The organism is Chitinophaga sp. CCNWYY40, assembly GCF_037483205.1.
GTDB lineage: Bacteria > Bacteroidota > Bacteroidia > Chitinophagales > Chitinophagaceae > Chitinophaga > Chitinophaga ginsengisegetis.
Window position 1 is genome coordinate 749652 of record NZ_JBBHLF010000003.1, and the last position, 14121, is coordinate 763772.

A 14121-nucleotide genomic window follows, 5' to 3' on the forward strand; every position below is an offset into this window, starting at 1 on the left:
TTAACCCTTCTCCCACTTTAGGATTTCATTAACACTCCACAGATAAACTTTCTGTAACAATCAACCATCTAATCCGTTCAAGAAAGATACACGGAAATCGGAATGTCAGGATACCAATCTGTTTGGTCCATGATCGTTAACCTGTAGATTTTATTTTTTTAAATTAATACGCTAGGACATGAAAAGAACTTTGTTTTTATTCAGCGCCGCTGCCGCAGTGGTAGCGATGGTTTCATTCAGCAGCTGCCGTAAAGATCCCTTAAAAGATATGACTAATGAAGAGTCGAGGATCTATATCACTAACCACGACAGCACCGCTAACTTCACCTCATATTCAACTTTTAGCATAGTAGATTCAGTAGCAGTGCTGACGCGTACCAGCGATTCAGCTAAAAAAGAGCTGACCGACTACGACAAAAAATTAATTGCTTCCGTAACCACCGCTATGCAGCAACGGGGTTACACACTTGTGAACAAAGCCGCCAAACCCGATCTGGCAGTGAACCTCACACGTATCGACAACTCCTACACCAACATCTCCTGGAATCCGGGATGGTGGGGCGGTGGCGGCTACTGGGATCCAGGTTACTGGGGATATCCGGGTGGCGGCTGGTACTGGCCTTCTTACTACACCGTTTATCAGGTGAATGAAAGACAGGTAGCCATCGATGTTTTTGACCTCAAAAACCCCAAAAACAATAAGCTGACAGCTGTATGGAATTCATTATGGCGCGGCTCGGGCGTATGGAGTATTGGTAATATCGATTCAATGGTGCAGGCATCTTTTGCCCAATCGCCCTACCTGAGTAAAACCGCTAATTAATGTTGATTGAGAACTTTTAAACTGACAGGAAATGAAAAAGATAAGAAACTGGATATTGATTTTTGCAGGATGTTTTGCTGCCCAGGCAGTATCCGCACAGGTTCGTCCGCCTTTATCCGTAGATGTTAATTACTCCATTGCACAACCCCTGGGTTCATTAAAGGACTATTCCGATAAAACCAGCTTCCGTGGCTGGAGTGCAGGGTTACAATATCAATTGAATAATCAGTGGTCCGTAGGATTACGTTCCGGGTTCCAGGACTTTTACCAACGGCTTCCACGTGCAGTATATCCCGATAAACAAGGTGATGTATCTGCTGTTCAGTCGCGCACATTGCAGGTAATTCCGATCCAGGCAACAGTGAGTTATGCATTCACCCAACCATCTGCAGCGGTTATTCCGTATGCTACCGTTGGTGTAGGTACTGCTAATATGAATTATGAAAAATACTGGGGTGAATTTGTAGAGAAAGATAACAGCTGGCAATTCCTCGTGAGCCCGGAAATAGGCATCAATGTGCCTTTTGGAAAGGCTTCACCGTTGATGTTCAATGCCAATGTACGGTATAACTATGCGCCTTATAAGTATGGCGATATCACCAATTACAATACCGTTCAGGGAAATATTGGATTGAAGTTCTCACTGAACTAAATCCTTTTATGTCCATATTCTAAGAAGAAAGCGTGAGAGTGAGTCCCGTTCGTGAACCAGCGAACGGGACATTTTTTTTAGAATTCCATATACGCCTTAAAGCCTTTACTAAAGGCTTCTTTAATAGCGCCATCTTTATCTTTATAAATATAAATTGCTTCCAGCCCATACTCCGGATGCTGTGCAATAAAGGCAAGTCCCTTTTCCACACCCATCAGGATAAGCGGATTATCAAACGCATCTGCAGTAAAACAATCCTTTGCAATCACCGTTACGCTGATAATATTATTATGCAACGCCACTCCGGTTCCGGGGTGAATGGTATGCGCAAAACGTGTACGTCCCTGGTCAAAAAAGCGGCGGTAGTTTCCGCTGGTGGCAATGCCTTTGCCGGGAAGCCGTACCAGCCCCTGTACCGGCTCATAGGCAGTATCGCCGGGCGATGGTCTTTCGATCCCCACACTCCATACTTTATGCTGATGATTATGTCCTTTTGCACATAATTCACCCCCTACATCTACCAGGTAATTATCTATTCCCTGTTGCGATAAAAAATGTCCGATAACATCTACTGTATATCCCTGCGCGATACCGTTGCAATCAATCTGTACGCCTTTCTTTGCTGCATACAGCTGATCCCCTTTTACACGGAGATAACGGTAACCAATATACGACATGGCAGCTTTGATGCTGTCCGGTGGTGGCACGCCTTTGAAAGAAGGTTTGGTAACGCCAAAGCCCCACAGGTAAACCAGCGGTTTTACCGTAACATCAAACAGGCCATTGGTGGCTTTACTGGTAAATAAGGCTTTTTGAATCACTGCTTTCATGTGTTCATCCATCGTGATATGGCCGGTTTCATTAAACCGGTTAATGGTTGATCCGGGTTTATACAGCGACAACGACTGATCGATCACGCCAAATAAAGAATCAATTCGTTTATCCATTGACGTGGTATCGGCCGATAAATATTTCACGAGATAATAGGTACCCTGTGCTTTTCCTTCGCAGGTGATCAGCTTCAGGGCAGGCGTCTGCTGCGCCCGGGTGTTGGCAGACCACAGAAGAATGGCCAGGAAAAAAAATCGTTTCATGTAACCGCTGATGCTGCTATTTAAATGCGTCTAACCCGGTAATATCCATACCGGTGATAAGTAAATGTATTTCGTGTGTTCCTTCGTAAGTCATTACGCTTTCCAGGTTCATCATATGACGCATTACCGGGAATTCACCGGTGATACCCATTCCACCTAAAATGCTGCGGGCGTTGCGGGCTATATTGGCGGCCACTTCGCAGGAGTTGCGCTTGGCCATGGATATTTGTGCAGCCGTTGCCTTTCCTTCATTTTTTAACACGCCGAGGCGCCAGTTGAGCAGCTGCGCTTTGGTGATTTCTGTGATCATCTCTGCCAGTTTCTTCTGCGTAAGCTGAAATCCGCCAATGGGACGGTCAAACTGAATACGCTCTTTGGCATATCTGAGGGCCGTATCGTAACAATCCATCGCGGCGCCTATCACTCCCCAGGCAATGCCATAACGCGCCGAAGAAAGGCAGGTTAACGGCCCTTTTAATCCGCGGGCTTCGGGCAGAATATTTTCTTTAGGTACTTTTACATTGTCAAATACCAGCTCGCCGGTAGCGCTGGCGCGTAAACTCCACTTCCCTTTCGTCTCAGGTGTGGTAAAACCTTCCATCCCTCTTTCCACAATAATACCGCGGATCACACCACTTTCATCTTTTGCCCACACTACAGCGATATCTGCAAATGGCGCATTGGAGATCCACATTTTAGCGCCGTTCAGGATCACATGATCTCCTTCTTCCCGGAAGTTAGTAAGCATGCCGGCAGGATTGGAACCGTGGTCAGGTTCTGTAAGGCCAAAGCAGCCCATCCATTCTCCTGTAGCCAGTTTGGGCAGGTACTTCTTTTTCTGGGCTTCGCTGCCAAAAGTAAAGATCGGGAACATCACCAGCGATCCCTGCACCGAAGCGGTGGACCGGATGCCACTGTCGCCCCGTTCCAGCTCCTGCATCATCAGTCCGTAAGCAATATGATCCATTCCGCCTCCGCCGTATTCCACCGGGATGGTGGGGCCGAAGCAGCCCAGTTCTCCGAGTCCTCCTAAAATATGTGATGGAAAAGCAGCGCGCTGGCAATAGTCTTCGATAATGGGGGATACTTCTTTCTTCACCCACTGGCGTACTGCGTCGCGGATCAAAAGGTGTTCTTCTTTCAGCAAATCATCTATAGCAAAGTAATCAGGTGACTGAAACAGATCTTGTTGCATTAACTACGGGTTTAATACCCAATATAAGAAATTACCTGTTAGGAACCACGTCCACGGGGAGATTTCAGCCATGTATGCCCGCATTAAAATACCGGGAAGACAAGCATGTTATTTCATGACAAGTTTGTACCTTTCCTTCAAATTCAATAACTATGGCAAGCAAAGTTATACCTGCGCTTTTGCTATTGGGATTTTTAGTCATTGTGATGTTATCATTTCACCCCACACCATTACAATCTGTTGCACTGAACAAAGTGCTACCCCCAAAAGTCAAATCAGGCGCACCTCCTGAACTAAAACGGTATTGGATGGTTCTGCTCAAGAAGGGTCCCATCCGGAACCAGGATACTGCCCTTGCAGCGAAAATCCAACAGGCCCATATGGATAACATCAACAAAATGGCAACCGCCGGTAAACTGCTGGTAGCAGGGCCTTTTGAAAATGATGAAGAACTGCGTGGTATTTTAATTATGGATTGTAAAGACAGCCTGGAGGTGGTGTCGTTGGTGAATAAGGATGCTGCTGTGATAGCAGGCCGGCTGGTATTCGAGGTAAAGCCGTGGTGGACCGTAAAGAACTGTATTTTTAAATAGAAATCAGGGAGATACCGGTACCTGGTGTCTGCTGCAAACCGCAGCTGCCCGGTACCGGTATTAAAAAATTATTTACACGGCTGCAACCATCTTGTTCAGGTAACCGGCCATTTCCACCTGGTATTGTTTGGCGACACGACGGGCGTCTGTAGCAAAATCGTCTCCATTGCCTGCATAAATGATAGCACGGCTGGCATTTACCAGCAGTCCGCAATCCTTATTCATGGCCTGTGTGGAAATTTCCTCGAGGCTTCCGCCCTGTGCGCCTACCCCTGGTACAAGGAAGAAATGATCCGGTACCAGTTTGCGGATGTAGCCCAGTTGTGATGACTGGGTAGCTCCTACCACGAACATCAGGTTTTCCGGAGTGCCCCATTCCATACCGGCTTTCAGCACTTTTTCAAACAGGAACTCGTCCCCGATCTGTTGCATCTGGAAGTCCTGGCTGCCTTCATTGGAAGTTAATCCCAGCAGGATCGCCCATTTTTCAGAGAACTGGAGGAAAGGCGTTACGCTGTCTTTACCCATGTATGGCGCAACGGTCACAGAATCGAACTTATAGGTTTCGAAAAATGTTTTGGCGTACTGGGTGGAAGTATTGCCGATATCACCGCGTTTGGCATCAGCAATAGTGAATATACCCTCAGGGATATATTCAATGGTGCGTTGTAAACTTTCCCAGCCGCGCATGCCCATGCTTTCGTAAAAGGCCGTATTAATTTTATACGCCACGCAAAGATCCTTGGTAGCGTCAATAATCGCCTTGTTAAAGGCAAACACCGGATCTGCATGAGAAAGCAGGTGTTTTGGAATCTTTTGAATGTCCGTATCCAGTCCTACACACAGGTAAGACTGCTTTTCCTTAATCAGATTCACCAATTCCTGTCGATTCATAGTCGGTTAATTTGGGGCGCAAAGTTAAGAAAAACTTAAGCATTGACGCTTCTTTAAACATATTATGATTACCTGTAATTGAAAAACAACTCTTTTTTTATTCACTGTGGTAGTTGTGGCTTACCAGCAATGTGGATTTTCGTTAACGCGGAAGATTAAAATAAAGATATTCCTTTTTGGGATTACGACCATCAACAAAAATAAAATGTTTCTGTCTATTTTTCAGTTGACCGGCGGGCCTCCATTTCTGCCGCCACGCGCAGTGAATTTTCATCGCCCAATGCCCGCAAATGTGCAATCACGCTGAAATAATCCATATCTTTTTTATTCTGGCTGAGCTTATAATTGGCGTTCACCTCCCGGATGCTCATTTCAAATCCCACAATGGCTTTTACATTGTTACGGAGCGTTTTATCATCAATATCGCTGATATGCACCGGGCAGGCAGATGCCGCCTCGTAGTGATCCATTAATGTGCCCAACGCCTGCACCACTTCTGCTTCTTCCTGGATACGGATGGTACCATGAATATGTACTGCCATATAATTCCAGGTAGGTATCTTTTCCTTTTCGTACCACGAGGAGGAAATGTACGCGTGATGTCCTGAAAATACGGCCAGTGTTTCGTTTTTCTCAAAAAATTCCCATTGTGGGTTAATCCGTGCGATATGTCCGTGTAACACAAATTCTCCGGGTGTTTTTTCCACCAGCGTCATGGGAATATGCGTGGCATGGGGAGTTCCGGCGTTATCGGTATTAATCAGCAAACCAAAACCATTTTCCCTGATAAAATTGGCAATAGTATCCCAGTTGGTTTCCCTGGTATGTTTTGGAGTATACATATGAAGCTATTAGAGAAGATAATTACGGATCACAGATATTCTTATCTGTAATCCGTAACCGCTGATTCTTTTATACAATAATTTCCACAATCCTGGTAGGAGCAATATTGGCGTTGCGCATAGCGATGCTGCGGGCAGCTGCACCGGCAACATCCAGGAAGGCCTTGCGGGTTAGCTTTTCGTCGCCGGCCATAGCGGGCACACCGGCATCACCGCCTTCGCGGATGCTTTGTACCAGCGGGATCTGGCCGAGGAACGGGATATCCATTTCTTCTGCCAGTTGTTTTCCGCCTTCTTTACCAAAAATGTAATATTTATTTTCAGGCAGTTCAGCAGGCGTGAAATAGGCCATATTTTCCACTAATCCGAGAATTGGCACATTGATCTGCTGTCCCATGAACATGGAAATCCCTTTTTTAGCATCCGCCAGGGCTACATCCTGCGGTGTGGTTACAATTACAGCGCCGGTAACAGGCACCGTTTGTACCAGGGTGAGGTGAATATCGCCGGTACCGGGAGGCATATCGATGATCAGGTAATCCAGTTCATCCCAGTATACATCGGTAATAAACTGCTTCAAAGCACTGCTGGCCATAGGTCCGCGCCAAACAACGGCCTGTCTTTCATCTATCAGCAAACCAATAGACATTACCTTGATACCGAATTTTTCTATCGGCTGGATCATGCCTTTGCCATCTACATTCACCATCAGCGGCCTTTCGCCACGTAATCCGAACATAATGGGAACGGACGGACCGTAAATATCCGCATCCATCAGCCCTACTTTGGCGCCATCACGGCCCAAAGCCAGCGCCAGGTTGGCTGCCACAGTGGATTTACCCACTCCCCCTTTACCAGAGGCCACCACAATGATATTTTTTACATTAGACAGGACACCCTGCCCGTTTGCTCTTTTGGTATTTACGTTGGCCGTCATGACAACTTCTACTTCTGCATCCTTGCTTACCAGCATGTGAATAGCATTCACACAGGCATTGCGGATCAGGTCCTTTAACGGACATGCCGGCGTGGTAAGAATGACCGTAAATTTTACTTTATTGCCATCAATCTCTATATCTTTTACCATGTTCAGCGTAACGAGATCCTTGCCCAGATCCGGCTCTTCTACGTTGCTCAGGGCCTTTAAAACCTGCTCTTTCGTGATCATAAATTGTTGTTAATTTTGAATCCAGACAGCAAAGTTAACCCAATTGGGATTTAATTTACAATTTCTCTGGGCAGGTGACCAACTGCATGGAAACACGTAATTAAATTTTTATATCTTAGGGCCGGCATGCATCAGAAAAGATCCTACATACTGTCACTCATAATAGTTTTCGTTTTATCTCCTTTCCTTTTGAAAGCTCAGATCGCGGAATTCAGAGACAGCGTTATACAAATTTCGGGTATTACCATGACGGCAGACAGCCTACGGGCCATCCCCGCGGTAAGCATCCTGGTAAAAGGACAAAACAGGGGAACTATCTCCAACAGATCCGGCATCTTCTCTATCGTTGTATTCAAAGGCGATACCCTGTCGTTCAGTGCAGTGGGCTTCAAACATAAAAATTACCGCATACCTCCTGACATCAAAGGCAACAGTTTTTCCCTGATACAGCTGATGGTGGAAGATACCACCTATCTCCCGGTAACTATCATCAAACCTTATCTTTCCAGGGAAGAATTTGAACGGGCCTTTGCCAATATGGACATCCCCGATGATGCATATGAGGTGGCGCGAAAAAATACAAGTAATGCCAGGCTTCGCGCTATGGCCCGCTATACACCGGTTGACGGCAGGGAAGGCACCAGCCAATACCTCAAGAAACAGGCCCAGAGCCTTTACTATGCCGGTCAGCCTCCTCCGCAAAATATCTTCAATCCGCTGGCATGGGCCCAGTTTATCCAGGCATGGAAACAAGGCGACTTTAAAAGGAAAGACGACAGTTATGGCAGTTACTGACCGTAACGTGTAATACCTTAAATTAGCGCCTTATTCAATTCCGACAAATCACTACACCATGCAAAAAATTGCGGTTATCGGCGCTGGTACTATGGGAAATGGTATTGCGCATGTATTTGCTCAACACGGCTACGCCGTAAACCTGATAGATGTTTCGGCCCCGGCACTGGATAAGGCGCTGCAAACCATTACCAAAAACCTGGACCGCCAGGTGGCAAAAGGCACCATTACCGAAGCCATAAAGGCGGATACCCTGGGTAACATTTCCCTGCAAACCGACCTGGCTACCGGCGTAAAAGAAGTATCCCTGGTAGTGGAAGCCGCCACAGAAAATATTGCGCTGAAGCTGAAAATATTCCAGGACCTCGACCTCCACGCCCCGGCTGATGCCATTCTCGCCACCAACACCTCTTCTATCTCCATTACAAAAATTGCTGCCGTTACCAAACGTCCGGCAAAAGTAATAGGCATGCACTTCATGAATCCTGTACCGGTAATGAAACTGGTAGAGATCATCAATGGCTACGCCACCGATAAAGAAGTAACCGCTACTATCGTAACGCTTTCCGAAAAACTGGAAAAAGTTCCCTGCGTAGTAAATGATTATCCCGGCTTTATCGCCAACCGCATCCTGATGCCCATGATCAACGAAGCTATCTGCTCCCTTTTTGAAGGCGTGGCCGGCGTAGCTGAAATTGATACAGTGATGAAACTGGGTATGGCACACCCGATGGGCCCCTTGCAGCTGGCGGACTTCATCGGGCTGGATGTTTGCCTCTCCATTCTGCAGGTACTGCACGACGGCTTTGGCAATCCTAAATATGCACCCTGCCCGCTGCTTGTAAACATGGTAACAGCAGGTTATCTCGGTGTTAAAAGCGGTGAAGGATTTTATAAATACACCCCAGGCAGTAAAGACCTGGTTGTGAGCGAACGGTTTTAAATAAAGGGCAGGAATTTATTCAACACCAGGAAAGAGATATAGGCAGTATCGGCGGTTACACTTTTATATGCAGCTGCCGGTTCCTGTTCTTTTTCATGGACGCAAGAACCGATGTTTTTCATTAGCTATAACACTTGCATATTACAGGGAATAAATATAACATAACTCCCAAATGCTGTCTTTAGTAGCCTTTAGTCCAAATTTATCAAAGAATGCTTTCATCTCACCTTCCAGATTTGAAAACTCTTTTTCAATAACTGCTTCGCATTTCACTTTACTCTTCAGCACTTTTACATCATTGTCTGTCACGGCTAAAACCTTCTTAAAAAAAGGTAACAGATAAGCTGTATACACCTCATACCTCCTGTTATTAACAGACGGATCAGCCAGTTCTTTTTTTGAGGTAGCTAATAATGAAGTTAAAGTTCCTTCTTCGATCAGGTGGATGATTTTCTTTTCACAATTCCGGAAAAAATTCTCATCGAGGATTTGTGTATAACCAATATCTACCTTAATATGAGCCGAAAGACTACTAAGTCCATCATCAGGCCTGTCAATAGGTCCAACCCACATAGTGGTTTGTAACGAACCATCATCCTTATATACCCTGGCGATGACATAACAATAGAAAATATCTTCGATATGTTTGCTCAATGCCACGAGATGGGAATACCATAATTTCTTCGGCTGTTTAAAATCAAATTGCTTAATCAGATCTTCAAATTCATTAACTACGCTAAAAAACTCAGACATACTATATCTCTTATTTAGTGGTGACCAGGATATGTTTTGCCATGTGTATGGGTAATTCCGTTTTCATCCATTTTCTTCAGTAAATCCTGCATATCTGCCGCTTTACTTGGATCGTGGTCAAAATGCCAGTGCGGATCTGCTCTTCCGGCAACCTTGTTGGCAATATCCTTATCCACCTGTTTATCCATCCTGGCTAAAGATTCTTTTGATCTCGGGCCTTTGGAGAAGTTATCAGATTTGAACTCAATATCTTTGCCGTCATAATATTTATCATAATTACGCCCGGCGATAGAACGTCCCTTATTGCCTGTTCCGAATATCTCATCGGCACGTTTATCATGCCATTGTTTGGCCCAGTTCAGCCAGCCCCGGCCTGATCCTGCTCCTGCACCGCCCGTCAATCCATACACGTCTACCCAGCTATTCGGATCATGCACATAGCCGTACATTTTCATCCCCCCCAGCAATCCAATAGGGTCCTGGGAAATATACATGCCGCTTCCTGAGTCGTAATAACGGAACCTGTTATAACTTAATCCTGTTTCTGCATCTTCATACTGCCCCTGATAAAGATAATTACAAAATGTTTTATCACCATACAGACGTCTTACTTTTCCATAGCAATCGAGTTCCCGCTCCCACACTTTATTTCCCGCCATATCAAATGCATGCACCGGCGTGCCGAGGTGATCTGCAATAATACTGTAAGACCCCGCTGCGGTGAGCTTCGCACAGGGCACCAGTGAACTTTCTTCAAATACCCAGGTCACCAGGTTGTTTACCGGCTCCTGTTCTATCTGCAACACACCATCTGCCACCGCTTCAAGATGTGGTGGATAATCGCCGGTATACTGCCATTCATGCAATGGCACATTGCCATCCCATAGCCAGCGGGTTACCTCCTGCTTCCTTTTATTCACCTTCGCGATACGCCTGCCCAGCGGATCATAACTGAATACAATTTCTCCGCCTGAAGGTGTGATCACTTTCCACAGCCATCCGTTTGCCTTCCACTCATACACCCAACCTGTATGGCTTCCTTTTAATACTACTTTATTTGCCTTCGCCCATGCCTGCTTATCTTCCGCCACCTGGTGATTGTGCCGGAATTCCTTACAGATAAGATTTCCTTCTCCATCGTAATAATAGAAGTAATCCGGACATTCCAGCAGGCGCCCGCCTTTACCATACACGCGATCTGTTCGTGCGGGTGTCCTGAAAAGATGCCCCAGCTTATCGGGTATGCGATAAACAGTGTCTACTGCAGCGCCGTTTGCCTGGCCATAGGTGGCACTTACCAGGTTATCAAATTCATCATAGGAAAACTGCGTCTGCGCCCCACTCAGTTCATTCACCATCCGGCGCAACTTTGTATTCCTTCCCCATTCATAACGGATGCGGCTTTGTTCTGCCTTATGTACGCCGATAGATTGCCTCACTACCTTTCCTTGTTTGTCGCGCTGCGTTTGCACGGTTACTCCACCGGACAACATCCGCAATACTTCCAGTCCGCTTTCATTGTGTTTCCACTGCGCCTGCCAGGAATCTCCCGGTCCATTGGCCGCCTGCATTTCCTGTACATATCCTGCGGCATGGTGTTCCAGTTGAATAGCAGCGCCCAGGGTGCTTCCTACAAAAACCGGTTCTCCCCATTCATTGTATTCACGGTTCACTGCGTAAGCGCCCTGCACCTCGCTGATGGTGTGACCATAGGCGTCCCGTTGAATAGTAACTGCTCCGTCTTCATTGAAGGCGCCGGTCAGCTGCCCGTCTTTGTTATATCCATATGCAGTAACGCTGCCATCGTTGTATTCTTCCCGTACCAGTAAACCGGTACCATCATATTCGCAGGTGGTCCAGCGATTATCCGGCCGGAATATTTTTTTCACATGGCCTGCGGCATCCCGTTCGTAGTGGTAATGCACACCATCGAAACCCCATTCATTGATGATATTCCCATTTGCATCCGGCTCCTGCCGGTACAGCTCTCCGCCTTCGTTGGCAATACTGCGCAACTGCAATTCCTGGTCATAATTAAACCGCACATTCACACCATGCTGACTCCTGCCCGTTAACACGCCCAGTGGTCCATAGGTAAAGCTTACTTCCCGCTGACCGTCCCCCGCTTTCACCAGGTTATCAGCAGCGTCGTAACTGAACTGATGAATACTGCCATCTGCTTCTTCCACATGGATAACATTACCGGCAGCATCGTATTCATACGCGTACCAATAGCCTGTTTCAGTAGTTTCTTTTATCAACTGTCCTAATTCATCATACTTCCAGTGACGTTGTGTATTTTCCGGGGAGGTAATCACGCTGAGATTATGCTGTTCATCATACTCCAGCTCAAAGGTGCGGCCATTTTTATAGGTTACCTGTGTAAGATATGGACCTCTGTACCTGTACCGTGTTACCACTCCTTCCATGTTCTTTTTCTTCACCAACAACCCTTCTTCATTGTAGGTCCATTCCATTCGTCTGCCACCGGGTGTTTTAACGCCTGTTAACCGTTGCTCTTCGTCATAATAAAACAAGGTGGATTCTCCGTTGCCATTGGTTTCTTTCACTTTATTTCCATAGGCATCATATTCGTATTTCACGGTATTACCCGCAGGATCTACCACTACTTCCAGTTCATCATACCGGTTGTAATGCTGCAGGGTAGCCCCTCCGTTGCCATCAATGAATTTATAAATAAGATTACGTTCGTCGTAATAGTATATTGTCGTATGACCAAGACCGTTAGTAACAACAGTTTTCCCTTTTCCATACTGTGCATGGTATTCCAATACGCCTTCATCTCCCCAGGTATGAACACAACGCGCCTCATCTCCCCTGCCTTCATACTCCCAGTAAAAATTTAATCCGCTCTGGTTGGTTAACCGCACCATTAAATGCCCTTTGTAAAAAAAGTATTTGCTGACATCCCGCGCATTGGTGGTGCTTGCGAGGTTACCAGCTTCATCAAAGGAATAACGTACGAGGTGAATAACTTCCGCTCCTTTGCGGGTGTGAATCCCTTCAATACGGCCTTGTTCATCGGTAGTTACCTGCAGTAGCCGGTTGCCGCTGTCGATGATCTGTTGCAGATAGCCGTGCCCGTTATACCGGAACTGAATCCGGAATCCTGCCCTATATATTTCAGATAGCATGCAACTGCCATCGGGAGCTGGCCGGGCATTGAAGCGATACTGGAGCTGCTCTTTATCTTCCAGGTAATAACCGCTGTTGTCGCGGCGCCACCACAACTGTTCCGCCCTGTTAAAATAGCTGCTGTTTGCAGGCAGTGCCGGCATCACTGTTTCGCGGCCATCTGCCAGGCGGATACTGAAGTAGCCGTTATGCAGATTGTACAGACTGAGATTATAGCTGTGGTGCCAGTTGTAACCCAACGGCCCCTGCACTTCTGCATCGCTGTAATAAGTGCGTTCCCATACCAGCGGTATGGGGCCGGGTAATTCAAAATCTATATTGGAAGACACCACTCTTCCGGTTACCGCGTCCACAGGTTCTCCAAACCTTTTACACTTAAAATCCTGCAGTACGCCTGCCAGCTTTGGAAACCGGCTTTCTATCTTATTAACTACTTTTTGTAAAGCAGCGCCTGCTGCTTTAGACAGTCCTTTCAACCCCAGTTTAAACATGAGCTGAAACAGGTCGATAGTCGGCGGACCACCCACCAGCACCGGTTTCCCGGAAGAAGTCATGATCAGCAACATGGAAGTAGGCGCCATTAACGCCATAGCCGTACTCTTTTTATTCAGCCGTGGCGGTGAAGGAAGTCCCACCAGGTTACACGACAGCGCGGGATGAAACTGCGTGGAAAAAGGGCCGCCGTCTGCCAGCACAGTAGAACTACCCATCCACATTTCGGATGCCGCTTTGGGCTTCACAATGGGAAAGGGCAAATGTGCAATGATGGCGGGTAAATGCAGGATGGGTGTACCGGCATTGGCCACCCATTGGTTATGTACTTTTACGGAAGGGCTGAGTGCATGTACCAGCATTTGTGCGGTAGCTGCCAGTGAAAACGGTTCCGGCGCCGGTTCTTTTCCTTCCTCTGCAGGCGGCGGTGGTGGTGGCGGTGGCACCACGCTGGCAATAGCAGCCATAATAGCACCTATAATATCGAACACCATACCGATGTGAGGGACCGGCAATAACGGTGATGGAGGAAATACGGAATCGTGAAAGTCGATACCTATGCCGAGGTCAAAATATTTTGCGGCGGGCATTCCCGGGAAAGCGGGTAAGATACTGGCCATTCCTTTCTGGATATGGTCCAGTGAGTTTTTCTTTTCCGCAAATAATGCCCCAAAGCCTTTGTTTTCTACAGCCATGATATGATTACTTTATTCCCCCGTGG

The 14121-nt window shown here is 46.7% G+C and carries 12 protein-coding genes; 5 read left to right on the forward strand and 7 right to left on the reverse strand.

Annotation, left to right across the window (positions count from 1 at the left end):
• Window positions 1-178 precede the first annotated feature (178 nt).
• Together V7S65_RS13470 and V7S65_RS13475 are read left to right on the forward strand one after the other, a co-directional pair.
• Window positions 179-823 carry a DUF4136 domain-containing protein gene (locus tag V7S65_RS13470; RefSeq protein WP_079470382.1) on the forward strand — a complete coding sequence of 215 codons (645 nt, stop codon included), beginning with the start codon at window positions 179-181 and terminating at the stop codon, window positions 821-823.
• 31 nt (window positions 824-854) lie between these two features.
• Complete coding sequence (locus V7S65_RS13475) at window positions 855-1475, forward strand: outer membrane beta-barrel protein (protein ID WP_079470383.1); 621 nt, start codon at window positions 855-857, stop codon at window positions 1473-1475.
• Window positions 1476-1552: 77 nt separating this feature from the next.
• Here V7S65_RS13475 and V7S65_RS13480 read toward each other — a convergent pair whose 3' ends face one another.
• Together V7S65_RS13480 and V7S65_RS13485 are read right to left on the reverse strand one after the other, a co-directional pair.
• Entirely contained in the window at window positions 1553-2569 is a 1017-nt protein-coding gene (locus V7S65_RS13480; RefSeq protein WP_336386787.1) for an FAD:protein FMN transferase, read from the reverse strand.
• 16 nt (window positions 2570-2585) lie between these two features.
• Window positions 2586-3764: an acyl-CoA dehydrogenase family protein gene (locus V7S65_RS13485; RefSeq protein ID WP_336386786.1), complete on the reverse strand. Its 1179-nt coding sequence runs from the start codon at window positions 3762-3764 to the stop codon at window positions 2586-2588.
• Window positions 3765-4072: 308 nt separating this feature from the next.
• On the opposite strand from V7S65_RS13485, the gene V7S65_RS13490 reads away from it, so the two are divergent.
• On the forward strand, window positions 4073-4357 hold the full coding sequence (locus tag V7S65_RS13490; RefSeq protein WP_159454323.1) for a YciI family protein: 285 nt from the start codon (window positions 4073-4075) through the stop codon (window positions 4355-4357).
• A 72-nt stretch (window positions 4358-4429) separates the two neighbouring features.
• On the opposite strand, the gene pyrF is transcribed toward V7S65_RS13490, so the two are convergent.
• The 3 genes from pyrF to V7S65_RS13505 all read right to left on the reverse strand — a co-directional run bounded on the left by pyrF (window position 4430) and on the right by V7S65_RS13505 (window position 7261).
• The gene (gene pyrF, locus V7S65_RS13495) at window positions 4430-5251 is read right to left on the reverse strand and encodes an orotidine-5'-phosphate decarboxylase (RefSeq protein WP_079470387.1); all 822 of its coding nucleotides are present in this window, start codon (window positions 5249-5251) and stop codon (window positions 4430-4432) included.
• A gap of 215 nt (window positions 5252-5466) precedes the next feature.
• Entirely contained in the window at window positions 5467-6093 is a 627-nt protein-coding gene (locus V7S65_RS13500; RefSeq protein ID WP_336386785.1) for an FMN-binding negative transcriptional regulator, read from the reverse strand.
• Between the two features lie 70 nt (window positions 6094-6163).
• Complete coding sequence (locus tag V7S65_RS13505) at window positions 6164-7261, reverse strand: Mrp/NBP35 family ATP-binding protein (RefSeq protein WP_079470389.1); 1098 nt, start codon at window positions 7259-7261, stop codon at window positions 6164-6166.
• Between the two features lie 189 nt (window positions 7262-7450).
• Between V7S65_RS13505 and V7S65_RS13510 the strand changes: the two genes are divergently transcribed.
• Window positions 7451-8056: a carboxypeptidase-like regulatory domain-containing protein gene (locus tag V7S65_RS13510; protein WP_227024489.1), complete on the forward strand. Its 606-nt coding sequence runs from the start codon at window positions 7451-7453 to the stop codon at window positions 8054-8056.
• Window positions 8057-8114: 58 nt separating this feature from the next.
• On the forward strand, window positions 8115-8999 hold the full coding sequence (locus tag V7S65_RS13515; RefSeq protein ID WP_336386784.1) for a 3-hydroxyacyl-CoA dehydrogenase family protein: 885 nt from the start codon (window positions 8115-8117) through the stop codon (window positions 8997-8999).
• A gap of 141 nt (window positions 9000-9140) precedes the next feature.
• Here V7S65_RS13515 and V7S65_RS13520 read toward each other — a convergent pair whose 3' ends face one another.
• Together V7S65_RS13520 and V7S65_RS13525 are read right to left on the reverse strand one after the other, a co-directional pair.
• The gene (locus V7S65_RS13520) at window positions 9141-9752 is read right to left on the reverse strand and encodes an Imm25 family immunity protein (RefSeq protein ID WP_143313614.1); all 612 of its coding nucleotides are present in this window, start codon (window positions 9750-9752) and stop codon (window positions 9141-9143) included.
• A gap of 14 nt (window positions 9753-9766) precedes the next feature.
• Complete coding sequence (locus tag V7S65_RS13525; protein WP_336386783.1) at window positions 9767-14095, reverse strand: DUF6531 domain-containing protein; 4329 nt, start codon at window positions 14093-14095, stop codon at window positions 9767-9769.
• Window positions 14096-14121: the final 26 nt, after the last annotated feature.